This window comes from Pseudomonas sp. SR18, assembly GCF_023701505.1.
GTDB lineage: Bacteria > Pseudomonadota > Gammaproteobacteria > Pseudomonadales > Pseudomonadaceae > Aquipseudomonas > Aquipseudomonas cyclaminis.
In genome coordinates, this window is record NZ_JAMQAU010000003.1 from 124,479 (window position 1) to 148,436 (window position 23,958).

Sequence of the window (23,958 nt, forward strand, 5' to 3'; positions counted from 1 at the left end):
CCCCTGTATCTTGAGATGCAGGGGCTTTTTGTTGGAGTGCTCTTTATCAAACAATAGAGGGCCAATGTGGGAGGGGGCTTGCCCCCTCCCACATTTACACCTCGATTTGGCTGGAGGTCAGTGGTGTTTCAGCAACTTGGCTTCCAGGTGATCGAGGTGTTGGGTCATCAATGTCATTGCTGTTGCCGAATCCCGCTGTTCCACCGCATCCACAATCGCCACATGCTCCTGCCACGCGCAATACGTGCAGGCTTTCGCTTCAAATTGCGCAATGACCAACGACGTCAACGGCACCAGGCTGTTCAAAAACTGCGCCAGTGGCCCATTCGCCGCGATGGCCGCCAAGTGCAGGTGAAACTCCCCCGACAAGCGAATCGCCGGCCCACGCTGGTCGCGTTCTATGCACTCACGTTCACGGGCGATCAGCTCGCGCAGTTGGCGTATTTGCGAGGATGTCGCCTGGGCACAGGCCAGTTGCACCACGGTCATTTCGGTCATGCGCCGTGCTTCGAGGATCTGCCGGGTCTGCTGCGCATCCGGTGCCGCCACTTGGGCGCGCTGGTTGGGGCGCAGAATGATCACTTGCTGATGGGACAGCTTGGCCAACACCCGGCGAATCACACTGCGGCTTACGCCAAAGGTTTCACCCAGGCTTTCTTCGGTAAACCGGCTGGCCGGGGCGATGCGTTGTTCGAGGATCGCGTCGAACAGCCGTGGGTAGATGTCGTCCACCGAGGGCTTTTTACCGGCAACCAGGCGCAGGGCGGGGAGGAAGGGCTCGCGGTGCAGGGCGTGGGCGGTCATGGTCGTCTCCAAAAAGTCAGCTGCCCAGATGGTCGTCCGGGATGTTCAAGCGGATACCCATGCGCAAGCCTTCCTGGAGGATGTGCTTGCGCATTTCGGCGCTGGCCAGGGCGCTGTTTTTATTGCGGATGGCGCGCACCACGGCGTCGTTTTCCTGCAGGCGCTCGGCCAGGTGTTCCGGCGAATTGCGCAGCACCTGGGCGCTTTGCTTGAGGGCGTTGCTGGTCTGTTGCACCACGTTCTGGAAGATCGGGTTGGAGGTGAGGGCGAACAGTTCTTCGTGGAAGGCGATGTAGGCGTTCATCCCCGCTTCGGCGTCTCCGGCGTCGAGGGCTTCGCGCATGTCCATCAGCGTCAGGCGCAACTGGCCGACTTCCTTGCTGCTGATGGATTGGGCGACGAGACCGACGATGAAGGGTTCGAGGGTGTAGCGCAGTTGCAGGATGTCTTCGAGGCTGGCGTCGGCCACGGCGTCGCTGGATTGGGGCTCGCTGACGCTGGTTTCCAGCACCACCACACCTTTGCCGGGCATCGAGCGCACCAGGCCAAGGGTTTCCAGTACGATCACCGCCTCGCGCAGGCTGGGGCGGCTGATGCCCATCTGTTCAGCCAGTTCACGTTGGCCGGGCAGCATTTCGCCACGACGCCACTGGCCCTGCGCCAAGGCGGCGCGCAGTTTCTCTACGACTGAATTGACGACGGTTGAGGTGCTGATCACGTCGATACTTCCTTAATTTTGCTAATACAGCAGTAAATCTTGTGATGAACCAATGTGGGAGGGGGCTTGCCCTCTCCCACATTGATTTGTGTCGTGCTTGAAAGCGGATCAGAACTCTTGATGCGCCGGTAACACCGGCTTCTTGGCCTGGAAGGCATACCCTTGCTGGCCGTCCAACACCTTGTTGGCGCGTTGGATATCGATGTCTTTTTCCCAGCGGGCAATGGCCACGGTGGCGACGCAGTTGCCGATCAGGTTAGTCAATGCGCGACCAATGCCCATGAACCAGTCCACCGCCAGTACCAGCACCAGGCCCACCACCGGAATCGCCGGGATTGCTGTCAGCGTTGCCGCCAGAATCACCAGCGCCGAGCCGGGAATCCCGTGGGCGCCTTTGGAGGTGATCAACGACACCAGCAGGATGGTCAGTAAATCGGTCATCGACAGCGGTGTGCCGGTGGCGTTGGCGATAAACACGATGGCCAGGGTCAGGTAGATCGAGAAACCGTCGAGGTTGAACGAGTAACCCGTTGGAATCACCAGGCCGACGGTGGAGCTGCCGATTCCCAGGTGTTCGAGTTTGCGCATGACCTGGGGCAGCACGGCGTCGGAGGACGCGGTCCCCATCACGATCAGCAGTTCCTCGCGCAGGTACTTGAGCAGCGGCAGCATGCGCAGGCCCGACAGGCGCATCACCAGGCCGAGGATCAGCGCGACGAAGGCAAAGCAGGTCAGGTAGAACAGGCCAACCAGACTGCCCAGGTGTTGCAGCGAATCCAGGCCGTAGGTGCTGGTGGTGAAGGCGATTGCGCCGAACACGCCGATCGGCGCCAGGCGCACGATCATGCCCATGATGCGGAAGATCACGTGGCTCAGTTCATTGATCAGCCGAGTGATGCCCGAGGCCGCTTCGCCCACCAGGTTCAGCGCGCTGCCGAACAGCACCGAGAACAGCAGTACTTGCAGCACGTTGTTGTCGGCAAATGCACCGATCACCGAGTTGGGGATCAGGTCCATCAGGAACTGGCTGGTGCCTTTGATGTGCTGGCCCTTGTCGGCCAGTTCATTGAGGCCCGCGGAGGAGAGCTGTTCCAGGTGGATATTGGCGCCTTGGCCGATACCGGTGCTGAAGGCCATGATCAGGCCGATCACCAGGGCAATGGTGGTGAGGATTTCAAAGTAGATCACCGACTTGAGGCCGATGCGGCCGACTTTCTTCAAGTCGCCGGCGCCGGAAATGCCACTGACCACCACGCAGAACACGATCAGGCCAATCAGCATTTTGATCAGCTTGATAAAGCCGTCGCCGAGGGGTTTGAGTTGCGAAGAGAATTCGGGAAGGGCCAGGCCGCAGATGATGCCTAGCATCAGGCCAATCACGACTTGCAGGAAAATCGAACGCGAGCACCATCTGAGCATGGGAGGGATCTCTATTCGGTGCCCTGGTGGTTCCAGGGCTTAATTGTTGTGGTCATACCGGTAAGTCCAGTGCGAGGCCAGTCTACGCCGGGTTTTTTCGAAACCACAAGTCATTATTGGGTGATTGACAAGTCCCGGTCTGACCAGTTGGTCGCTGAGGGTGGTGCTTGAGCGGTTGGCAGGGTGGAAAAAATTTCGTCTATCATCCGCCGCTCGGCTTATGAGGTAAGGGATGGATACTCCAGGATTGACCACTGACGCAGCGGGCCACAGCCATTGCAGCTGGCGCACCTCGGCGCCGGAATACCCGCGTTACCACGACCATGAGTGGGGCGTGCCGGTGGCGGATGATGTCCAGCTGTACGAAAAGATTTGCCTGGAAGGCTTTCAGGCGGGAATGGCGTGGATCACCATTTTGCGCAAGCGCGACAGCTTCCGGCAGGCGTTCGACGGCTTTGATTTTCGTCGGGTGGCGCAGTATGGCGAGGCCGAGATCGAACGCTTGATGCAGGACCCGGGCATTGTGCGTAATCGGGCGAAGATCGTGTCGACCATCAACAATGCGCGCCGGGCGTGTGAGCTGGTGGATGAAACCGGGTCGCTGGCGCGGTGGTTGTGGGCGTTCGAGCCCGGTCCTGAAGAGCGCCCCGCCGTGGTGGACCTGGCTTATTGGGCGGCTAATCCGACCTCATCGGCTTCGGTGCGACTGTCCAAGGCCTTGAAAAAACGCGGCTGGACGTTCGTGGGGCCCACTACGATGTATGCGCTGATGCAGGCGATGGGGATGGTCAATGATCACCTTGAAGGGTGCGTGTGCCGCCAGCAGATTGAAGACCTGCGACGCCAGTTCAAACGTCCCTGATAAATGTGGAAGTGATTCGAGACCTGTCCACCCTACGCCGCAGTGCTTTGCCGACCAATGACCAATGCGCCGGAAAAACCCCTAGCCAATCTGTTGGAGAATGTCGCGCACCTTGTCCAGTGCCGGGTCGATGTCCAGGGTTTCGATGGCCCCGAATCCAATAATCAACCCAGGGCGCACCGGTGCGTCGTGAAAGAACACGTCCAGCGGATACACACCCACGTCGACCTGACGCGCCAAGGTCATCAGCAACGCAATATTCACCGGCACCTTGCACAGCGCCGCCATATGAAACCCCGCCACGGTGGGTACGGCTTCGAACCACGGCGACAAGTCCCCGGCCAGGCGTTGCAGGATGCGCTCGCGGCGCCCGGCGTATACGGTGTGGCAGCGGCGGATATGCTTGAGCAAATAGCCCTCGCTGATGAACTTGGCCAGCGCCCACTGCGGCAATGTGGAGCTGTGCTGGTCGGTCAATTGCTTGGCCTTGACCACCGCGCCGTAAATCGCCGGCGGCAACACCAGATACCCCAGGCGCAGCTCGGGCAGCAGGGTTTTGGAGAAGGTGCCGACGTAAGTGACCACGCCACGGGTGTCCATGCTTTGCAGGGAGTCGGTAGGGCGGCCTTCGTAGCGAAACTCGCTGTCGTAGTCGTCTTCGATGATGATTGCGCCCAGCGCGAAAGCACGGGCCAAGAGGGCTTCCCGACGTGGCAGGCTCATGGGCATGCCCAGGGGGAACTGGTGGGAGGGCGTGACGTAGATCAGCCGCGTGCCATCGGGGATCTGATCCACCTGAATGCCTTGGTCATCCACCGGCACACTGGCGACGCTGGCGCCCATCGCCTGGAACAACTGGCGTGCGGGGCTGTAACCGGGATCTTCCATGGCGACGATGCTGCCCGGCTCCAGCACCACGCGGGCCAGCAGGTCCAGCGCCTGCTGCGCGCCGTTGGTGACGACAATGTCATCGTTGCGGCAGTTGACGCCCCGGGAAAACGCGATATGCCCGGCAATCGCACTGCGCAGTGCCGGCAAGCCTTCGGGTTGGCTGTAGAAACCGCTGTTCTGCGCGATACGGCGCAGGGCGTCCTGGGTGCAGCGTCGCCATTCATCCTGGGGGAACTGGTTGCGGCTGGTGGCGCCGCCGAGAAACTCGTAGCGCAGGGTGTTGTCGCGGGTGGGGTGGCGCATGGGTGAGGGCAGCGCTTGCCATTTCGCCAGGTTGGCGGCACAGGCCAGGTCGGTGGCGGTTTGCAGGCGATCCGCAGGCGGCGCCCACGCGTTGACGAAGGTGCCTCGGCCGATCCTGCCCACCAGCAGACCTTCGTAGGTCAGCGTGGCGTAGGTGTCGGAGACGGTCTTGCGCGAGACGCCCAACTGCTCGGCCAGCAGGCGGCTGGGTGGCAGTTGCGCACCTGCCGCGAGACGCCCGGCGGCAATGGCTTCGCGCAGTTGCTGATATAACTGGGCCGCCAAGTCCTTGCGGCCCTTGATGACGATGTGCAGTTCCATGTTTCATCCCAGGGCGTGAATCTGCGCCAAGATTACTCGCAGGTGGCGTGCACTCAAAACGGTCTCTGCATAAACCGTCGCGTTGCCAGCAACCGCCGAATGCGTGATCAGCCCTGCGTTCGCGCTTTATGTATGCACCTCAGGTTCACCACGCAACCCTTCAGTATTGATCCAGTGCGCAAGCGGTCTTCGCATTGATCAGGCGATTTTTTATCGTCGATGACTGGAGTTCCATTCTATGGACGAGTTGCAACAAGAGGCTGCATCGGCCTCACAGCAACGTCAAAAGGCTTTGACGGATCTGGATAAAAAACTGGGACTGATGAGTATTGGCGAGATATCGGCCAGCCGGGTGGCCCTGGATAAAATGGGCGCGCGTGTGGCAGGAGCGCCGCTTTCCGAACGGCGGTTTACGGTCAGTGAAGCGGATCAGGGCTTGATTGACCAAGTGACATTTTCTGCTTCACATCTTGAGATGTATCTGGCGGCCTGTTGCGATGACACGGGTAACCAGGCCACTGCGACGTTGTTTGAACTGGCATCACTGCGTTCGCAAGTGGCGCCTGCCTTATTGAGTGACACGCATGCTTCAGCTACGCAGATCACCAAGTTGGAGCGACTTTTGAAGTCGGTACAAAACGTCAATCTTAACGACATGAGTGCCGCAGACTCTCTGCCGGCCTGGGCCGACAAAGTCAGAAGCGGCAGCGTTCAAACCCTGGGTTCCGGCCTTCAGCTCTACGGTTTCTACAGTGCAATACAAGGTATAGGCGAAGCGATCAGAACGGGCGACACCGCTACGCTATTGTTTGAGGCGGGGGCGTTGACTGCGGAAGGGTTGTCCGTGGGGCTTGAGTTGGCGTTGGAGCGTATCGGCAAAAAAATGATGGGTGCCGCCCATGCGGCCTACAGCGGTTTTGGCGCATCGCGCGCCGGTTTGTTGTTGCGGCGCGGTGCTGGGTTGATTGCTTCGATATTGACTGTGCCTTTTGATCTTGCCCAGGCGGGCATCGCTCTTTCAAATGCGTTGAAGTCAAAAGGCAAGGAAGCTCAGGACTTTTACGTCGAAGCTGGTTTGAGTCTCGCCAGCGCAACGCTGAGTATTGGGCTTGGGGTGGCTGCGTTGGCAGGGTTCAGTGCAGCCGGACCGGTGGGTGTGCTCGCCTCGGCGCTGCTGATCATCGGCGCGCGCGCCTACGCGGCGGGTCGAGTGGTGGACGAGATAGATGATTACATCGAGCTGAGCACCCACGAGCGTCTGCGCAGCGGCTGGTTTTCGTTTGCAGGTATTGAACTCGATGAAAGCGTACTTGATCGCTACAAGATCAGTCGCACGCACAGCGTCTATTCAGCAAGCCTGAAGACCCAGGCCAGGACATTGCTTGACGGCGAGCTGAAAGACAGTGTGCAGGCCGTTGTCAATGGCAAGTTCGAGGTGCGCCTGCAGACGGTGCAGCATTGGAAGTATCAATGGGATGATGAGGCGGGGGAGAGCCCCTACACGAAAGTTCGTGAGCCGGTCATTCAGGATGCGGATGACTACATCGACGCGGGTAAAGCGGGGGCCATTGATCAACTGCCCGATGCAACCTGGGGCACCAAGGGGCCTGAAAAAGGTGTGGTCTGGTTGCTCGGCGGGGGCAACGACTTTGTGGCGGGCATGCGTGACGGCCCGAACCACTTCCACTATGACGAGGGCAAAAAGCACCTGGTTGGCGGTAGCCAGAACGATGAATTCATGTTCAACGTGCCGCCGGGCACCTTTGCTGCCGTAGAGACGCCTGTGCCCATCTCGAATCTGGTCGGTAACGCAGGCATCGACACCTTGAACTTTGCCGGCGTGGCAGGGCGGGCGGATGCTGTCGGGTTCAATGTGAACCTTGATGCGGGGACTGTGCATCTGGTCACCGACAATGCGCGCAACGGTGAACAGACTATGCGGTTGTGGGGCATCGAAAATGTTTCGACCCTGGCGGGTGCCTCCAGCGTTGTTACCGGTACCGGTGAAGCCAATCGTATCGTGTTGAAGGGGCGCCAAGATAACGCCGATGCTAAAGCAGGGGATGATCAGTTACTGATCAATGGCGTGGCTGCCAGGGTGAACGGTGGGCCAGGCGCCGACTACTACGAAATCTCTGAGAGTGCGAGGGATGTCGTTATTGAAGAGGATGGCCAGCAGCAGAGCCTCATTTTGCTTAACTGGGCATTCAACCGTATTCAGCGTTGGTGGATAGCGGGTAATGATCTGAAGGTGACGTCCACCAGGGGGCAGGACGGCGAATGGCCAGGCCCCAGCGTCACTATCGAGAACGTCTACGTGGCACGCGACGGCAAGCGTTGTCTGGTCAATAAACTGTTCAGCTTTCTGACGCAGGACGGCTATCGAATCGTGCCGTTGCTGCTTGAGGAATTGGAGGCGGCAGGGGCGCCGCAGGTGAGCATGGAGGTCGTCGTACCCTCCGGCCCAACGGTATTCCCCGTTATTCTGGGGCCTGGTCAGTCGGTGACTCTGGCGCCAGGCAGTTGTAATTACTTTGTCGTCCGCGGTCATGCCATGACAACCGTTGAGACGGGTGTCATTGATGAACGCTCCCGCTGCTGCCTGTATGTGGACTATGACAGTAGTGAACTCGCCGGGGTATATACGAGCTATGACGTGTCGTCGCGACGATGCGGTAATTTTGAATATTTGTATTATGAAAATGCGCAGATCGCATTTAAATTCGACGACGGTCGAATCCTTAGCCTTAACGACTATGCAGCGCAACGGGTCGCCACCTGGACAAGTGTCGGCGGGGCATTGCAGGCATCGGCATTCAAGTTGCGCGCTGAGTTTATAGTCGTTATGCGCAACGGCGTTTCTTATCGGCTGTTGCCGCCCACACAGTCTTATATCCGTGATCATGCCAGCCCAGGTTATACGGTAGACGATGGTATGCGCTCGCTGGTGTTGAGGTACGGCCATTATCCATTCTTCAGGCCGCGACGGGCCAAAAACATAAACTTGACTGCCCGACCACAACGGGTGGAATTATGTGAGGCACCACACACGTCAAGTTATCTGTTGTCAGGACGAGGTGGGGTGTATGAGGTTTATCTAACGTCTTGGGCAAATATCGAACTGTCAACGCCAGGCGCTTTGCGTAAAACGTCTGATGCGTCGACATGGGATGTTTACTGTACCGGGCTGGTCGAGAGCGTTGATATCGACAGTATTGTTGTCAGTGCCGGCCACCTGAAAATCGGCAGTGTCTCGGTACAAGTGCCCGTGTATGACGATCCGGATGTGCCGCTGGAAAATATAAGAATTCACTCAAGGGAAGGGGCGCGTTATGACATCAGGTTGGATATCAAAAAAGCCTACCTCTCACAGGTGACCGCCACGCTTGGCAGCTCGGTTGCCGGGCTGCTTAAGTTATTACGTCAGAGCCGACAAAGAAGCACTGTGTTTGTACCTCTCATTCCGATAGTGGGTATCAACATGGCCGATGGGGCGCTGGGAGGTATTTATTATGATGTGGCGGCTGATGACTGGAAGTTGAAGGCCGACGGCATGCGGCCTGTTTCGGCCGATCAACTCGTTATTTCAATTTAAGTTGACGTGCTCACGTTAATTTAATGCGGCTATTTCAGTCGGTCATTACATAGTCTAAGGATATTCTATGAAGCAATTTACTTCCCCCTCGTTACAGTCGGCTCCAGGGCGCGCGACCAACCGCCCCAGCGGTGCCGCTCCCGACGCGCGGGTTTCTTCGCCTGTCTTTGACTTCGCCGCCGGGCCCAGACCGCCTGTCGCCATACCCGTTCAAGGTGATCTTTCTCCGGACGTATCTGGCGCGACTTATCGGCGCATTATTGATTTGCCGTCATCCTCCGACGCCACTTCAGGCGCTGTGTTCGTTCCCCCTGGCGACCCCATACCGGCACCTGATCCCGTCACCGGGCTGCGGGAATTTGAAGAGCGTACTTACTTAAACCTTAAAACCGGCCCCAACCTGAACGAGATAACAACGATTGGTGTCGCACGCGATCCCAGCACCGGCGAATTGCGAGAACGGCTGGTCAGTTCGCGCCAGGTACGCGGCCCGGCACTTCACTGGGGGCAAGCGTCGAACACTTGGCGCGCCGGTACTTCAATCGACTCATCCTCTTCTTCCCCAAGCATAAGCGCCAGTTCATCCTCTTCCTCATTGAGTCACAGTACCTCATCGGCCTCGCTGGCCGCTGCAGCGAACACTATTAGTTTATCGAACGTCGCACGTATTGACCCAGTCTGGAATATTGATCTTTATACATTGCCGGTAAATGTCCCGCTTACGAACGTGCCTGTATTTCGTGGAAAAAAACCTTCATGATCGGGGCCGAACTGTATTTTATGGATGTCAACTATGGGAACTTGTCAGGCAATGTTCCTGTTGCAGTTCCCGATCTGTTTGCAGTGGGTAAGACAGGTGTACTGAAAAAGGTTGGATGGATCGGGGAGGAGGGTATTTATACAATCAATAATGTGCAGTATTTATCGATGAATTCCGGGTTTTGCAAAGTCTTGTTCGACAGCGCGCAGTTGCGCTCTAAAATGGTCGGGGCAGGCACTCAAGGCGTACCGGATATCTTCATTGAAATGGGCGGCGCCCCCGACTCGTGGGTGCCGGTACTCGCCATCGATAAAATACCGAATCTTCTTCAGTCATCCCGAGTTATCTGCGGGTATCCGGGGCGAACGGGGGCGTTCGATTGGGTTAATAGCAGTATTGACCAGCGGGTATACAGTTATGTGCGCAGTTATTTACGGCAAATAATAGGGTTTTGTGAACCGAACATCCGCCGTGCACCGGTAGCGGAAAAAGGCGCGTTGATAGACGCTCATATATGGCGGCAGGGTTACCCTTATGACTGTCTGGCGTCAATTCACAATGCGCTGCCGCCGGGAATGCCGAAATTTGACGCGCTTCAAGGTTTGGCAACAATCAAATGCTCAAAGAACGGTAACTTCAACATGCAGCGCATCGTGGGGCAAATGCAACTGTACTATCCTGAGAGAGAGCGATCGCCGTCCGAAAATGCGCTGCTGGAAAGGTGGAAAGTAGAACGTGATGCCCGCAACGACAAGGGCAAGGGTAAATTGAATGAAGAGATGTATGCGGCCCGATTGACCGAGGATGGGTATACGTTGCTGCGCGGCGGAACCTACGGCGAAGGGCAGAATGGCTTCGATTGCGTGTTTGAAGGGCCGACTGGAAGTGTCTATCTTCTGGAAGCCAAGCATGTCAGCTCTAACTCTGCCGGCAAGCTTGGCAGCGTCAGTCTCGGATCCACAGTACGCTCACGGCAAATGACCAACACGTGGGTGCACAACGTATTGAAGTCATCCGATCCCAATTTGCCTGCAGCACAACGTGTTTTCGAGGCCATGAGTAATGGGCAATTATTCAAGTTATTAGGCGTCACTACTCCCGAAGGCAAGCTGTACATTTTCAAGATAGACATGAGCCCGGTCGATTTCTAAGCGTATCGGGAGCGAGCACGTTCGCTCCCTTGTTTGCTGGCGTCAGGACAGGAAACCACCGTCCACATTCAGCGACACGCCGGTGGTATAGCTGGACGCATCACTGGCCAAAAACAGCACCGCACCGGCCATCTCGCTTGGGTCGGCCACGCGCTTGAGCGGGATCTGCGCCAGGGCCATTTTCAGGATCGCGTCGTTCTTCACCAGTGCCGAGGCGAACTTGGTGTCGGTCAGGCCTGGCAGCAGGGCATTGCAGCGGATGCCGAACTCGGCGCATTCCTTGGCGAACACTTTGGTCATGTTGATCACGGCGGCCTTGGTCACCGAGTAGATGCCCTGGAATACACCCGGCGAGATGCCGTTGATCGAAGCCACGTTGATGATGCTGCCACCGCCGTTTTCGCGCATCAGCTTGCCGGCTTCCACCGACATGAAGAAGTAGCCGCGAATGTTCACGTCAACGGTCTTCTGGAATGCGCCCAGGTCGGTGTCCAGCACGTTGCAGAACTGCGGGTTGGTGGCGGCATTGTTGACCAGGATATCCAGGCGACCGAACTGCTCGCGAATGCCGGCGAACACCTGGGTGATCTGCTCCATTTCACCGATGTGGCAGGCAACCGCCGTGGCCTTGCCGCCGTCTGCGATGATCGCGTCGGCCACGTGCTGGCAGCCTTCAAGCTTGCGGCTGGAGACGATTACATGGGCGCCTTGCTGGGCCAGCAACCTGGCGATGGCCTCACCGATGCCACGGCTGGCGCCGGAGACAAACGCGATCTTGCCGTCGAGGTCGAACAGATGAGTCTTGGACATGGGGGTTCCTTGTTTTTGTGCGATCAGAGGGCTGATTTAGCGATGACGCTCAGGCTCATCTGCTCCAGCAGCTTGTTCATGTGAATGAACTGCGCAAAGCGTTTGTCCTGGGTCTGGCCATGGAAGAAGCGGTAGTAGATCTGCTGCACGATGCCGGCCAGGCGGAACAGGCCGTAGGTGTAGTAGAAGTCGAAATTGTCGATCTGGATGCCTGAGCGTTCGGCGTAGTAATCCACGAACTCGCGGCGGGTCAGCATGCCGGGCGCATTGCTCGGCTGGCGGCGCATCAGTTGCACCGGGGCCGGGTCCGCCGCTTCGATCCAATAGGCGAGGGTGTTGCCCAGGTCCATCAACGGATCGCCGAGGGTGGTCAGTTCCCAGTCCAGCACGCCGATGATCTGCATCGGGTTGTGCGGGTCGAGGATCACGTTATCGAAGCGGTAGTCGTTGTGCACGATGCTGGATGTGGCGTGGTCGGCTGGCATCTTGTCATTGAGCCAGGCGCGTACCGCCTCCCATTTAGGCGCATCGGGGGTCAGGGCTTTTTCGTAGCGGTCGCTCCAGCCGCGGATCTGGCGCGCCACATAACCTTCGGGCTTGCCCAGGTCGGCCAGGCCGCAGGCGTTGTAGTCCACTTGATGCAGCTCGACGAACTTGTCGATGAAGCTCTTGCACAAGGCTTCGGTCCTGGTCGCGTCCAGCCCGAGTTCGGGTGGCAGGTCGGAGCGCAGGATGATGCCGTTGACGCGCTCCATCACGTAGAACTCGGCGCCGATCACCGAGTCATCGGTGCAATGCACGTAGGCCTTGGGGCAATAAGGGAAGCCGTCTTTGAGCTGGTTGAGAATGCGGTATTCGCGGCCCATGTCGTGGGCGGACTTGGCCTTGTGACCAAACGGCGGGCGGCGCAGGACGAACTCCTGGCCGGGGTATTCCAGCAGGTAAGTCAGGTTCGACGCGCCGCCGGGAAATTGGCTGATCGTGGGCGTGCCGCTCAGGCCAGGGATATGGGCCTTGAGGTAGGGATCGATCAGGCTGGCATCAAGTTCTTCGCCTGGGCGAATCTGGGTCGATTGGTCATTCAGCGCCATGCTTATCCCTTCTGCTTATTCTAAAGGCCTTGGACTATTTCCTAATCTAATGCGCACAACCGCCCAGCGACAAGGTCGGGGCGGCTTAATAGGTTAGCGTGTTGGCGGGCGATCAGCGTGCCTGATCGGTCATTTTACGGGCGCGGGCAAGGCTACTGGGGTGAGCACCGCTCGGCCGGCGAAGTACTCCACCAGATTGTCGGCCACCCGTTGCACGGTGTCGTGGGCGGCTTCCGGCGACAGGCCCGCCACATGGGAGGTGAGCACGGCATTGCTCAGGTGCTTGAGGGCGTCGGGGACATTGGGTTCGTCGTCGAACACATCCAGCGCGGCACCACCAATGCGACGTTGTTCAAGGGCAGTGATCAGGTCGGCGGTGACGATCACGCTGCCACGGCCGATATTCACCAGGTAGCCATTGGGCCCCAAAGCATCCAGGGCGAGACGATCGATCAGGTGACGGGTGCTCGGGCCTCCAGGCGTGGCCAGGATCAGGAAATCCGAGGTGCGCGCCAGTTCCACCGCCGTGGCGCAGTAGGTGTAGTCCACATCGTCACGGGGCTGGCGGTTGTGATAGCTCACCTCCATGCCAAATCCGAGGGCGGCGCGCCTGGCGATCTCCAGGCCCACGGCGCCCAGTCCGAGAATGCCCAACTGCTTGCCGCCGAGGGAAGGGCGCATCACTTTGGGCCATTCCCCACGTCGCACGGCGGCATCGGTCTGCGGGATGCCGCGCACCAGGGACAGCAACAGCGCCATGGCGTGGTCCGCCACCGACGGCGCGTTCACCCCGGCGCCGTTGGTGACCACGATCCCGCGGTTGCTGGCCGCCTGCAGGTCCACATGTTCATAGCCGGCGCCGATCACGCAGATAATTTCCAGCAACGGCAGGGCAGCGATTTCCTCGGCATACAAACCCAGCGGGCCACGGGTCAGCACGGCCTGGATCTGGCCGCCGTGAACCTTGATGGCCTGGGCGCGCTCGGCGGGCGTCGGCGCAAGGATCACATGAAAGTCGTTGCTCTCGATAATGGGCAGGTAGTCGTTGATGGTTTCAACCAGGACCAGGACAGTGGTGGTCATCGGACGGCTCTTCCTTGGGGAGGCGGTATGGAAGAGAGAGTATGCGACATTTTATAGGGGGTTGATGCAAGGACTGCCGCAGCGGCACGGGACTACCATTCCTCAGCTAAGTCTTTGCTTATTCACAAGAATCCCGGACAATCCGGCCCCTTCTATGGTCGGGGCGCTGCCTGTCAGGTTTTTCTGACTCGTCCCGGCCGTGTAAATGCGGAGATCCGACCGGATGAATGATCAGGCCAATAGCGTCGACGAACGCTATGCAACGACACCTGCAACCCTCACAAGCTGGAGCCGCCAGGACACCACCTGGATGCTCGGCCTGTTCGGCACGGCCATCGGCGCCGGTACTTTGTTTCTGCCCATCAACGCCGGCCTGGGTGGCTTCTGGCCGCTGCTGATCCTGGCGGTGCTGGCGTTTCCGATGACGTTCTTTGCCCACCGTGGCCTGACCCGTTTCGTACTCTCCGGGCGTGAAGGTTCGGACATCACTGACGTGGTGGAAGAACATTTCGGTATCAAGGCGGGTGCACTGATCACCTTGCTGTACTTCTTCGCCATCTTTCCGATCCTGTTGATCTACAGCGTGGCGCTGACCAACACGGTCAGCAGCTTCATGGAACACCAACTGCACATCCTGCCGCCGCCACGGGCGATCCTGTCGTTTGTGTTGATCCTTGGCCTGCTGGCCGTGGTGCGTTGCGGTGAGCAGGTGATCGTCAAGGCCATGAGCCTGATGGTGTACCCGTTTATCGTCGCCTTGCTGTTCCTCGCGGTGTACCTGATCCCACACTGGAACGGCGGCATCCTCAGCACCGCCAGTGTGGTCCCGGCACCGTCTGCGCTGCTCAATACCCTGTGGCTGGCGATTCCGGTGATGGTGTTCTCCTTCAACCATTCGCCGATCATCTCGGCCTTCGCGGTTGACCAGAAACGCCAGTACGGCGCCCATGCCGATGAGCGCAGCTCGCAGATCCTGTCCCGCGCGCATCTGTTGATGGTGGTAATGGTGCTGTTCTTCGTCTTCAGCTGCGTGCTGACCCTGTCGCCGGCGCAGCTGGCTGAGGCGAAGGCGCAGAACCTGTCGATCCTGTCGTACCTGGCCAACCACTTCAACAACCCGACCATCGCGTTTGCCGCGCCATTGATCGCATTCGTGGCGATTGCCAAGTCGTTCCTGGGCCACTACATCGGTGCCAGTGAAGGCCTCAAGGGCTTGGTGCTCAAGAGTGGTCGTCGTCCGGCGGCCAAGACTCTGGACCGCATGACTGCTGCCTTTATGCTGGTGGTGTGCTGGATCGTTGCCACGCTGAACCCAAGCATCCTCGGCATGATCGAAACCCTCGGCGGGCCGATCATTGCGTCGATCCTGTTCCTGATGCCGATGTACGCCATCCGCAAGGTGCCGGCCATGGCCAAGTACCGTGGGCAGGCGTCCAACGTATTCGTGACGGCGGTTGGCCTGGTGGCGATTACGGCGTTGGTGTATTCGTTTATTGTTTGAGGTCTGACGCTGCTTTCAAGGGCAGCACAGGTCTAAATGTGGGAGGGGGCTTGCCCCCGATAGCGGTGTATCAGCCCCCCCATGAGTTGGCTGACCCACTGCCATCGGGGGCAAGCCCCCTCCCACATTTGCCTTTCAGTGTTATGAAAACCGTATTCCAGGTATAAAAAAACGCCGCGTACCTTGCGATACGCGGCGTTTTTTTCACATCAACACCTTAGGCTTGAATCACCGGTATGTTGGCGCTTGCTGCGATCTTGCGGAACTCAGCGATCTGGTCGAAGTTCAGGTAGCGGTAGACGTCACTGGCCATGGTGTCCAGTTTCGCCGCGTAGCCCATGTACTCTTCGACGGTCGGCAGGCGACCCAGGGTAGAGGCCACTGCCGCCAGCTCAGCCGAGGCCAGGTAGACGTTCGCGCCATCACCCAGACGGTTCGGGAAGTTACGGGTCGAGGTCGACACAACGGTCGAGTTCGGTTCTACACGTGCCTGGTTACCCATGCACAGCGAGCAGCCCGGCATTTCCATGCGCGCGCCAGCCTTGCCGTAGATGCCGTAGTAGCCTTCTTCGGTCAGTTGGTGAGCGTCCATCTTGGTCGGCGGCGACAGCCACAGACGGGTTGGCAGCTGCCCCTTGACCTGTTCCAGCAACTTGCCGGCAGCGCGGAAGTGACCGATGTTGGTCATGCACGAACCGATGAACACTTCGTCGATCTTCTCGCCGGCAACGCTGGACAACAGACGGGCGTCGTCCGGGTCGTTCGGTGCGCAGAGGATCGGCTCGTTGATTTCGGCCAGGTCGATCTCGATGATTTCGGCGTATTCCGCGTCGGCATCGGCTTCCATCAGCTCTGGGTTGGCAACCCAGGCTTCCATCGCTTGGGCACGACGTTCCAGGGTACGTGGATCACCGTAGCCTTCGCCGATCATCCAGCGCAGCAGGGTGATGTTGGAGTTCAGGTACTCGGTGACGGACTCTTTCGACAGCTTGATGGTGCAACCGGCAGCCGAACGTTCGGCCGAGGCGTCGGACAGCTCGAAAGCCTGCTCCAGCGTCAGGTCGTTCAGGCCTTCGATTTCCAGGATGCGGCCCGAGAAGGCGTTTTTCTTGCCTTTCTTCTCGACGGTCAGCAGACCCGATTGGATCGCGTAGTAAGGAATGGCATGAACCAGGTCACGCAGGGTGATGCCAGGTTTCATTTTGCCTTTGAAGCGCACCAGGATCGATTCCGGCATGTCCAGTGGCATTACGCCAGTGGCTGCGGCGAAGGCGACCAGACCGGAACCGGCCGGGAACGAGATGCCCATCGGGAAACGGGTGTGGGAGTCACCACCGGTACCGACGGTATCCGGCAGCAGCATGCGGTTCAGCCAGCTGTGGATGATGCCGTCGCCTGGGCGCAGCGATACACCGCCACGGGTCATGATGAAGTCAGGCAGGGTGTGGTGGGTGGTCACGTCGATCGGCTTTGGATAGGCCGCGGTGTGGCAGAAGGACTGCATCACCAGGTCCGTCGAGAAGCCCAGGCACGCCAGGTCTTTCAGTTCGTCACGGGTCATCGGACCGGTGGTGTCCTGGGAACCCACGGTGGTCATCTTCGGTTCGCAGTACGTACCTGGACGAACGCCTTTGCCTTCCGGCAGGCCGCAGGCCTTGCCGACCATTTTCTGCGCCAGGGTGAAACCCTTGCCGGTGTCGACAGGCGCTTCAGGCAGCTTGAACAGGTCGGTAGGGCCCAGGCCGAGTTCGGCGCGAGCCTTGTCGGTCAGGCCACGGCCGATGATCAGCGGGATACGGCCGCCGGCGCGGACTTCGTCCAACAATACCGGGGTCTTCATTTCGAAGGTGGTCAGGACTTCGTCGGTGCCGTGTTTGCAGACTTTGCCAGCATGGGGGTACAGGTCGATCACGTCGCCCATGTTCATGTTGGTAACGTCGAATTCGATCGGCAGTGCGCCGGCATCTTCCATGGTGTTGTAGAAGATCGGAGCGATCTTGCTGCCGAAGCAGAAGCCGCCGGCGCGCTTGTTCGGCACGTAAGGAACGTCGTCGCCGAAGAACCACAATACCGAGTTGGTCGCCGATTTACGCGACGAACCGGTACCGACCACGTCACCGACGTAGGCGATCGGGAAGCCTTGGCCACGCATCTCTTCGATCTGCTTCATCGGGCCAGTCTTGCCTTGCTCGTCCGGCACGATGCCTTCGCGAGCCATTTTCAGCATGGCCAGGGCGTGCAGCGGGATATCTGGACGGGACCAGGCATCAGGCGCAGGGGACAGGTCGTCGGTGTTGGTTTCGCCGGTGACCTTGAACACGCGCAGGCTGATCTTGTCGGCCAGGGTAGGGCGGTTGCGGAACCATTCGCCGTCAGCCCAGGACTGGATCACGCCTTTGGCGTGCTCGTTGCCGTTCTTGGCTTTTTCGGCCACGTCGTGGAACGCATCGAACATCAGCAGGGTGTGCTTGAGTTGGGCGGCAGCGACAGGCGCAAGCGTGGCGTCGTCCAGCAGCTCGACCAACGTCACGATGTTGTAGCCGCCTTGCATGGTGCCAAGCAGTTCAACAGCGCGTTTCTTGTCGATCAGGGGGGAAGTGGCTTCGCCCTTGGCCAGGGCAGACAGGAAGCCGGCCTTGACGTAGGCAGCTTCGTCAACACCTGGTGGAATGCGGTTGGTGATCAGGTCAACGAGGAATTCTTCTTCGCCAGCCGGAGGATTTTTCAGCAGCTCGACCAGGCCTGCGGTTTGTTCGGCGTTAAGCGGCTGGGGAACAATACCCAGGGCTGCACGCTCTTCGATATGTTTGCGGTAGGCTTCAAGCACAGTTATTACCCTCATCAGTGGTCCCACGGGACGCTCATCCAGAAATGAACGGCACGCATGCGCTCGGGGGCTTTTTGGGCCGCAAAGCCAGCGCTGCCGGCATTCCTCACAGAAGCTGCTTTCAAAGTTTTACGCCTGCAGAACGGAGCTGATGAGGGTTGGCGCGGTTTTTGACCTACCGGGGTCAAACCCGCGCCAACACCGTTCTGAAGGAACGACTGTGCTCGTGACGCTTTGAAAACAGCTTCCAGCGGATTATTGGCGCCTTACAAGGCCGGATGATTCTACGGCAAAAAATTTCTAAAGGTAAGTTGCCATGGCAAGTTTGCTGGGTGATCAACCTTAGACAAAGGGCTAACATGGCGCACTGTTTCGCTGATTTGTGTGTTGTTGCCCATGCCCAACCAAACCATCAAGACCCCCTGCGTCGGCCTGTGCTCCACGGTTTACGGCGACCTGGTGTGCCGTGGCTGCAAGCGCTTCCACCACGAAGTGATCCTGTGGAATGGCTACAACGAAGAGCAAAAACGTGCGGTTTGGCTGCGTCTGGAGCAACTGCTGGTGCAGGTGATGGCCGGCAAACTGGAGATTTTCGACCCCAAGACCCTGCGCGGTCAGTTGGAACAGCGCAAGATCCGCTTCGTGCCGCACCAGTCCGAGTACTGCTGGGCTTATCAGTTGATTGCCCGTGGCGCGCGGGTCATCAATAACCTGGAGGCGTACGGCATGGTGCTGTTGCCGGAGTTTCGTGATTGGGCCTTGCCGGACCTGCGCGATGCGATTGACCGTGAGTTCTTTATCCTTTCCGAGGCGCATTACCAGCGCTATATCGCGCCGGGTTTCCTCAGAGACGCGCTACCAGACTGATAACACGGATCAAAATGTGGGAGCTTCAGTGTCTCAGGGTTTGGTGGCGAGGTCTTCCAGATGATCCATCAGCGTCTGGGGCTTGAGTACCAGTACATCCCCCTCGACCTTATCCAGCACTACCTCTGCCGTATTGCCGATCAGTGCACCGGAAATGCCGGTGCGCGCCACGGTGCCGATGATGGTCACGGCCGCCTGCAGTGTGTGGGCAAAATGTGGAATCAATACGTCGGCCGGGCCTTCCTCGATATGCAGGTGTTTGTCATCGACATCGAACTCGGCCTGAAATGCCCGGCACTGCTCGCGGTAGCGCGCCTCGATGGTTTCCTTGAGCTGGAAGGTCGGGTCGGCTACCGACAGCATCGGTGACGGATGGGCGCTGATCACATGCAGTTGCGCCTTGGCCAGGCTGGCGATATCAAAGCCATGGTCGATGATCGCGTTGTGCAACGAGCGATGCTCACCATCGTTATTTCCCACATCGATGGCCGCCAGAATCACCTTGCCGGCCCACGGTGCAGCGGTCTTCACCAGCAGCACCGGCGTCGGGCAGTACCGCAGCAGCTTCCAGTCCCCCGGCGTCAACAGCGCCTTTTTCAGCGGGCTGTCGGGAAAGTGTTGCTTGACCACCAGGCCGCAGCCCTCGGCCTGCTGCACGTCGATAATGGTTTCATGCAGGCTGTTATTCCAGGCCTGCTCGGTGGTTACGCTGTAGCCATCCTCCAGCAAGCCCGCCTTGAGCAGACTCAGCAGCGCCGAATGCTCATGTTTCTTGTCGCAGACCAGCAAGTGCAAGTGCAGGTGCGCGCCGGTGACCCCGGCGATCAGCTTGGCGCGCTTGAGGGCCAGGCTCTCCGAATGCTCGGGCTCGATGACCACCAGGATGCTGCGGATGGCTTGCATGGTGGGGAACTCCAAAAGAGTGGGCGTGGGGTAACTATAGTTGCTGCCCGGCAGCCGTCATGTTGATGCACATCAAGGCCAGTGGCTGGTGGTCTGCGGCGTGGTCGGTATAATCGCCGGCCTTTTGTGATCCTTTTGCCCGTGAGCCCGATGAACCTGCCAGAAATCCACGAATTCCTCGGTTGCCGCACCCCTGACGCCTGGGTCCAGGCCGCATTGGCCGACCAGGAAACCCTGCTGATCGACCACAAGAACTGCGAATTCAAAGCCGCGAGCACCGCCCTGAGCCTGATCGCCAAGTACCACGGCCATGTCGACCTGATCAACATGATGTCGCGCCTGGCCCGCGAAGAGCTGGTGCACCACGAGCAGGTCATGCGCCTGCTGAAAAAGCGCAAGATCGAACTGCGCCAGTTGCACGCCAGCCGCTATGCCTCGGGTTTGCGCAAGGTTGTGCGCAGTCATGAGCCAGTTAAGCTGGTGGACACTCTGGTGGTCGGCGCTTTTATCGAAGCGCGCAGTTGCGAGCGATTCGAAGCGCTGGTGCCGCATTTGGACGAAGAACTCAGCAAGTTCTACTTCGGCCTGCTGAAAAGCGAGGCGCGGCATTTCCAGGGTTACTTGAAACTGGCTTATCAGTACGGCGACGCCAAGGATATTGCCCAGGTGATCGAGCGGGTCAGAGCGGCCGAGCAGGAATTGATCGAGTCACCTGACGTCGAGTTCCGCTTTCACAGTGGCGTGCCAGCCTGACGCCACGGCCACGCCGAGCAAGGTGGTGATCGCCGTCAGTAGCAGGATCACTGTTTGCGTGCCAAGTGGCGCTGCGAGTACGGCAATCATCAGCCCTGCCAAGGGTTGCGGCAGGTTATTGAGCAAGGTGATCACGCCCACCGTCTTACCGAAGTCCTGCGCCGGAATCACCCGCTGACGGGTGCTGCGCAGGTACACGTTGAACATCTTGTCGAAACCGGTGACCAGCAGGAAACCCAAGGTGTAGCCCCACAAGGTGGGGCTGACCGCCATGATCAACGCCCCTGCGGCAATCGTTGAATACGACAGCCCGCCCATGACCTTCAGCGCCAATGACGAGCGTGCCAGGTAAGACAGGATGACGATGGTGGCGACCGCGCCGGCAGCTTGCAGCAGGGCGTAGGTATCCTTGCTGGCTGCATATTGGCCCGTAACCATTGCCGCCGATGTGGCCAGTGTCACGCCAATCAACAGGTTCACGCCGACAGCGAGGGTAATGACCCGCTTCAGTTCCGCCAGGCTGCGGATATGCCCGAAGGCAATGCGCAGCGGCTGCAACCAGATGTCACGGTGCTGTGCATGGCTTTGCAGGCTCACCGTGGTAGTGCGTTGCCAGATCAGCATGGCCAGGTCTGCCAGCACAAACAGCCCGCCGACAGCCAGCACCACCCAGTGCCAAGGCCATATTTCGAGCATCAGCGCTGCCACAAGCGGGCCCAGCACCAGGCCGCTCTGGTCGGCGATTTGTGAATAGGACAAGGTCTTGGTGTAGGTGTAGTGCTTGAAGATATGCGGCATCAGCACCTCACGGGCCATGATGCCTTGGGTGGTCAGCACGCCGCACAATGCAGACAGCAGCACCAGCCAGTAGATACCGTCGAATATCCCGTACAGTGCCACCGCCAGCACACACGCCAACGCCCGGTAGGCCTGGCTGATGTGCAGGATGCGCACCGGCGAATACTTGTCGCACAGGGCGCCGCACACCGGGAAGGCGAGGAAGCGAGGCAGCGATTCGATAAAAAATGCCAGGCCTGCCCACGACACGCTTCGGGTGGTCTGGAATACGATCAGCGGCACGATAAACAGCAGGATCTGGTCCGCCAGGCGCGACAGGAACAGCGAAACAAAGAACGCCAGGTAATCCTTGCGCATACAACTCCTTGTGAATGGCGTTAAAGAGTGCGGGCTATTTGTAAAAAACTCTTAATAACATGAAGCTTGCGTGGCAGCGTCCGGCTGAATGCTTCAGTTGCCCAGCTTGCCACCTATAATGCGCGCTCTTCAATCCGCGTGCGCACACAGAGAACGTATGGAAAACCTGGGTCAGGGTAAGGTTCTGCTCATTGAGGACGACGAAAAGCTGGCGGGGCTGATCGCGCATTTTTTATCACAGCATGGCTTCGAGCCCCGTGTGGTGCACCGAGGCGATGAAGCCCTGGCGGCGTTCCTGGCGTTCAAGCCGAAAATCGTCGTACTCGACCTGATGCTGCCGGGCCAGAGCGGCCTGCAGGTGTGCCGCGAGATTCGTAGCGTTTCCGACACCCCCATCGTCATCCTCACTGCCAAGGAGGATGACCTGGACCATATCCTCGGCCTGGAATCCGGCGCCGATGACTACGTGATCAAACCGATCAAGCCGCCGGTGCTGCTGGCGCGCCTGCGCGCGCTGCAACGTCGCCAGCTGCCGGAGCCGAGCGTGCGCGGGGCGCTGGCATTCGGTCGATTGGCCATCGACCGCAGTTGCCGGATGGTCAGTCTGGGTGACGACAAGATCGACCTCACCACCATGGAATTCGAACTGCTGTGGTTGCTGGCCAGCAACGCCGGCACCATCCTTTCTCGTGATGACATTCTCAACCGCATGCGCGGCATTGCATTCGACGGCCTTAACCGCAGCGTCGACGTGTACATCAGCAAACTGCGCGGCAAGCTCAACGACAATCCCCGCGAACCGGTGTGCATCAAGACCATCTGGGGCAAGGGGTATCTGTTCAATCCGTTCGCGTGGGAGGTCTAGATGCTGCGTTTGTACATGCGCCTGTACATCATCCTGGCGCTCGGTTTGGCGGGGGCGATCTGGCTGGTCAACTACACCTTCGATGAGCTGCTGCCCGAAGCCAACGAAACCTATAACCGCGAAGCCATGCGCGGCCCGGCGTATGGCCTGGTGGAACAACTGCGCCTGCTGCCGACCGATGCTCGCCCGGCGCGGCTGGCCGAGCTGCAGCCCCATTACGGCTTGCTGCTCAAGCTGGTTCATCGTGATGAGTTGGCCCTGAGCCCCCGTGAACAACAATTGCTGGCAGACGGGCGCCTGGTGGTGCGCGGTGACTTCATGGAGTTCATTGCCCGTATCGACAGCAGCCCGCAACTGCTCGAAATCAAACTCCCCGAAGAGCCTAAATGGCTGTACCTGTGGGCCTACAGCCTGCTGGGCCTGTGCCTCGCGGTGGTGCTGTATTTCTGGGTGCGCCCGCACTGGCGTGATCTGGAGCACATCCGCCTGGCCGCGCAACGTTTTGGCGACAACGACCTCGGCTCGCGCATCCTGCTGCCGCGCCGTTCCACCGTGCGCGAACTGGCCGGGCACTTCAATCAAATGGCCGAGCGGATCGAGAGCCTGATCGCCAACCAGCGCGAACTGACCAACGCGGTGTCCCATGAGCTGCGCACGCCCATTGCGCGCTTGTCGTTCGAACTCGACCAGCTCAAGCAGCAGGCCGATCCGCGTCAACGCGGCGAGTTGATCGCCGATATGTACGCCGACCTGGGCGAACTGGAAGAAATGGTCTCCGAACTGCTGACCTACGCCAGCCTGGAGCGCGGTGCGACCCAGGTCACCCGCGAGCCCATCGAAGCCCACAGCTGGCTCGACAGCGTGATCGGCAGCGTCGCGCTGGAAGCTGAAGCGGCGGGCATCCAGTTGTCGCTGCGTGCCTGTGAGGTGGATGTGATCCAGATCGAACCGCGCTTCATGGCGCGGGCGGTGATCAACCTGCTGCGCAACGCCATCCGTTACGCCGAGCACCGCGTGGACGTGTCGCTGATCAAATTCGGTAACGGTTATGAGGTGCGGGTGTGCGACGACGGCCCCGGTGTGCCCGAGGACGGTCGAGCGAAAATCTTCCAGCCGTTTATGCGCCTGGACGCCAGCCGCGACCGCCGCACCGGCGGCTTCGGCCTGGGCCTGGCGCTGGTGCAGCGAGTGTCCCAGTGGCACGGCGGGCAGGTGCACGTGGTGGATTCGCAATGGGGTGGGGCGTCGTTTCGGATGACCTGGGCGTATGCCGAGTAAC

Annotated in this window: 19 protein-coding genes; 9 read left to right on the forward strand and 10 right to left on the reverse strand. The window is 59.3% G+C overall.

What is annotated here, in order from left to right; translation table 11 throughout:
- Positions 1-117 precede the first annotated feature (117 nt).
- The 3 genes from NDJ82_RS06535 to NDJ82_RS06545 all read right to left on the reverse strand — a co-directional run bounded on the left by NDJ82_RS06535 (position 118) and on the right by NDJ82_RS06545 (position 2,956).
- The gene (locus NDJ82_RS06535; protein ID WP_099585376.1) at positions 118-804 is read right to left on the reverse strand and encodes a GntR family transcriptional regulator; all 687 of its coding nucleotides are present in this window, start codon (positions 802-804) and stop codon (positions 118-120) included.
- 16 nt (positions 805-820) lie between these two features.
- Complete coding sequence (locus NDJ82_RS06540) at positions 821-1,522, reverse strand: FadR/GntR family transcriptional regulator (protein ID WP_250925140.1); 702 nt, start codon at positions 1,520-1,522, stop codon at positions 821-823.
- Positions 1,523-1,630: 108 nt separating this feature from the next.
- Positions 1,631-2,956 (reverse strand): C4-dicarboxylate transporter DctA, encoded by a 1,326-nt coding sequence (locus tag NDJ82_RS06545; protein WP_174244871.1) that lies wholly within the window; start codon positions 2,954-2,956, stop codon positions 1,631-1,633.
- Positions 2,957-3,173: 217 nt separating this feature from the next.
- Here NDJ82_RS06545 and NDJ82_RS06550 point away from each other — a divergent pair, with 217 nt between their 5' ends.
- Complete coding sequence (locus NDJ82_RS06550; RefSeq protein WP_191958988.1) at positions 3,174-3,803, forward strand: DNA-3-methyladenine glycosylase I; 630 nt, start codon at positions 3,174-3,176, stop codon at positions 3,801-3,803.
- Positions 3,804-3,884: 81 nt separating this feature from the next.
- On the opposite strand, the gene pdxR is transcribed toward NDJ82_RS06550, so the two are convergent.
- Positions 3,885-5,318, reverse strand: coding sequence for a MocR-like pyridoxine biosynthesis transcription factor PdxR (gene pdxR / locus NDJ82_RS06555; RefSeq protein WP_250925141.1), 1,434 nt, complete (start codon positions 5,316-5,318; stop codon positions 3,885-3,887).
- Between the two features lie 238 nt (positions 5,319-5,556).
- Here pdxR and NDJ82_RS06560 point away from each other — a divergent pair, with 238 nt between their 5' ends.
- From NDJ82_RS06560 to NDJ82_RS06570, 3 genes are all read left to right on the forward strand, one after another.
- Positions 5,557-8,913 carry a hypothetical protein gene (locus NDJ82_RS06560; RefSeq protein WP_250925142.1) on the forward strand — a complete coding sequence of 1,119 codons (3,357 nt, stop codon included), beginning with the start codon at positions 5,557-5,559 and terminating at the stop codon, positions 8,911-8,913.
- A gap of 67 nt (positions 8,914-8,980) precedes the next feature.
- A complete protein-coding gene (locus NDJ82_RS06565; RefSeq protein ID WP_250925143.1) occupies positions 8,981-9,673 on the forward strand; it encodes a hypothetical protein in 693 nt (230 codons plus the stop codon).
- A complete protein-coding gene (locus tag NDJ82_RS06570) occupies positions 9,670-10,824 on the forward strand; it encodes a hypothetical protein (protein ID WP_250925144.1) in 1,155 nt (384 codons plus the stop codon). Before NDJ82_RS06565 ends, NDJ82_RS06570 begins: the two co-directional genes overlap by 4 nt.
- Before the next feature lie 42 nt (positions 10,825-10,866).
- On the opposite strand, the gene NDJ82_RS06575 is transcribed toward NDJ82_RS06570, so the two are convergent.
- The 3 genes from NDJ82_RS06575 to NDJ82_RS06585 all read right to left on the reverse strand — a co-directional run bounded on the left by NDJ82_RS06575 (position 10,867) and on the right by NDJ82_RS06585 (position 13,808).
- On the reverse strand, positions 10,867-11,634 hold the full coding sequence (locus NDJ82_RS06575; protein ID WP_099585368.1) for an SDR family oxidoreductase: 768 nt from the start codon (positions 11,632-11,634) through the stop codon (positions 10,867-10,869).
- A 23-nt stretch (positions 11,635-11,657) separates the two neighbouring features.
- Entirely contained in the window at positions 11,658-12,725 is a 1,068-nt protein-coding gene (locus tag NDJ82_RS06580; protein WP_250925145.1) for a phosphotransferase family protein, read from the reverse strand.
- Positions 12,726-12,854: 129 nt separating this feature from the next.
- A complete protein-coding gene (locus NDJ82_RS06585; protein WP_099585366.1) occupies positions 12,855-13,808 on the reverse strand; it encodes a 2-hydroxyacid dehydrogenase in 954 nt (317 codons plus the stop codon).
- A 223-nt stretch (positions 13,809-14,031) separates the two neighbouring features.
- On the opposite strand from NDJ82_RS06585, the gene NDJ82_RS06590 reads away from it, so the two are divergent.
- Complete coding sequence (locus NDJ82_RS06590; protein WP_191946201.1) at positions 14,032-15,309, forward strand: serine/threonine transporter; 1,278 nt, start codon at positions 14,032-14,034, stop codon at positions 15,307-15,309.
- A gap of 217 nt (positions 15,310-15,526) precedes the next feature.
- Here the strand turns inward: NDJ82_RS06590 and acnB are convergent, their stop codons facing one another.
- Positions 15,527-18,136 (reverse strand): bifunctional aconitate hydratase 2/2-methylisocitrate dehydratase, encoded by a 2,610-nt coding sequence (gene acnB / locus NDJ82_RS06595; protein WP_099585364.1) that lies wholly within the window; start codon positions 18,134-18,136, stop codon positions 15,527-15,529.
- A gap of 396 nt (positions 18,137-18,532) precedes the next feature.
- Between acnB and NDJ82_RS06600 the strand changes: the two genes are divergently transcribed.
- Complete coding sequence (locus tag NDJ82_RS06600; RefSeq protein WP_099585363.1) at positions 18,533-19,003, forward strand: DUF1289 domain-containing protein; 471 nt, start codon at positions 18,533-18,535, stop codon at positions 19,001-19,003.
- Positions 19,004-19,036: 33 nt separating this feature from the next.
- Here NDJ82_RS06600 and uspL read toward each other — a convergent pair whose 3' ends face one another.
- Complete coding sequence (gene uspL, locus NDJ82_RS06605; RefSeq protein ID WP_250925146.1) at positions 19,037-19,906, reverse strand: universal stress protein UspL; 870 nt, start codon at positions 19,904-19,906, stop codon at positions 19,037-19,039.
- A gap of 150 nt (positions 19,907-20,056) precedes the next feature.
- Here uspL and NDJ82_RS06610 point away from each other — a divergent pair, with 150 nt between their 5' ends.
- Positions 20,057-20,659, forward strand: coding sequence for a MiaE family protein (locus NDJ82_RS06610; RefSeq protein ID WP_099585360.1), 603 nt, complete (start codon positions 20,057-20,059; stop codon positions 20,657-20,659).
- Here NDJ82_RS06610 and NDJ82_RS06615 read toward each other — a convergent pair.
- Positions 20,615-21,814, reverse strand: coding sequence for an MFS transporter (locus NDJ82_RS06615; protein WP_250925147.1), 1,200 nt, complete (start codon positions 21,812-21,814; stop codon positions 20,615-20,617). The genes NDJ82_RS06610 and NDJ82_RS06615 overlap by 45 nt on opposite strands.
- 157 nt (positions 21,815-21,971) lie before the next feature.
- Between NDJ82_RS06615 and NDJ82_RS06620 the strand changes: the two genes are divergently transcribed.
- Together NDJ82_RS06620 and NDJ82_RS06625 are read left to right on the forward strand one after the other, a co-directional pair.
- A complete protein-coding gene (locus NDJ82_RS06620) occupies positions 21,972-22,679 on the forward strand; it encodes a winged helix-turn-helix domain-containing protein (RefSeq protein WP_191946199.1) in 708 nt (235 codons plus the stop codon).
- Complete coding sequence (locus NDJ82_RS06625) at positions 22,680-23,957, forward strand: ATP-binding protein (protein ID WP_099585357.1); 1,278 nt, start codon at positions 22,680-22,682, stop codon at positions 23,955-23,957.
- Position 23,958: the final 1 nt, after the last annotated feature.

Excerpts from the sequence above, each read along its gene's own strand:
- NDJ82_RS06535 (WP_099585376.1), bottom strand. The coding sequence starts at position 804 with ATGACCGCCCACGCCCTGCACCGCGAGCCCTTCCTCCCCGCCCTGCGC.
- NDJ82_RS06550 (WP_191958988.1), top strand. The coding sequence starts at position 3,174 with ATGGATACTCCAGGATTGACCACTGACGCAGCGGGCCACAGCCATTGC.
- pdxR (WP_250925141.1), bottom strand. The coding sequence starts at position 5,318 with ATGGAACTGCACATCGTCATCAAGGGCCGCAAGGACTTGGCGGCCCAG.
- NDJ82_RS06560 (WP_250925142.1), top strand. The coding sequence starts at position 5,557 with ATGGACGAGTTGCAACAAGAGGCTGCATCGGCCTCACAGCAACGTCAA.
- NDJ82_RS06565 (WP_250925143.1), top strand. The coding sequence starts at position 8,981 with ATGAAGCAATTTACTTCCCCCTCGTTACAGTCGGCTCCAGGGCGCGCG.
- NDJ82_RS06570 (WP_250925144.1), top strand. The coding sequence starts at position 9,670 with ATGATCGGGGCCGAACTGTATTTTATGGATGTCAACTATGGGAACTTG.
- NDJ82_RS06575 (WP_099585368.1), bottom strand. The coding sequence starts at position 11,634 with ATGTCCAAGACTCATCTGTTCGACCTCGACGGCAAGATCGCGTTTGTC.
- NDJ82_RS06580 (WP_250925145.1), bottom strand. The coding sequence starts at position 12,725 with ATGGCGCTGAATGACCAATCGACCCAGATTCGCCCAGGCGAAGAACTT.
- NDJ82_RS06585 (WP_099585366.1), bottom strand. The coding sequence starts at position 13,808 with ATGACCACCACTGTCCTGGTCCTGGTTGAAACCATCAACGACTACCTG.
- NDJ82_RS06590 (WP_191946201.1), top strand. The coding sequence starts at position 14,032 with ATGAATGATCAGGCCAATAGCGTCGACGAACGCTATGCAACGACACCT.
- NDJ82_RS06600 (WP_099585363.1), top strand. The coding sequence starts at position 18,533 with ATGCCCAACCAAACCATCAAGACCCCCTGCGTCGGCCTGTGCTCCACG.
- uspL (WP_250925146.1), bottom strand. The coding sequence starts at position 19,906 with ATGCAAGCCATCCGCAGCATCCTGGTGGTCATCGAGCCCGAGCATTCG.
- NDJ82_RS06610 (WP_099585360.1), top strand. The coding sequence starts at position 20,057 with ATGAACCTGCCAGAAATCCACGAATTCCTCGGTTGCCGCACCCCTGAC.
- NDJ82_RS06615 (WP_250925147.1), bottom strand. The coding sequence starts at position 21,814 with ATGCGCAAGGATTACCTGGCGTTCTTTGTTTCGCTGTTCCTGTCGCGC.
- NDJ82_RS06620 (WP_191946199.1), top strand. The coding sequence starts at position 21,972 with ATGGAAAACCTGGGTCAGGGTAAGGTTCTGCTCATTGAGGACGACGAA.
- NDJ82_RS06625 (WP_099585357.1), top strand. The coding sequence starts at position 22,680 with ATGCTGCGTTTGTACATGCGCCTGTACATCATCCTGGCGCTCGGTTTG.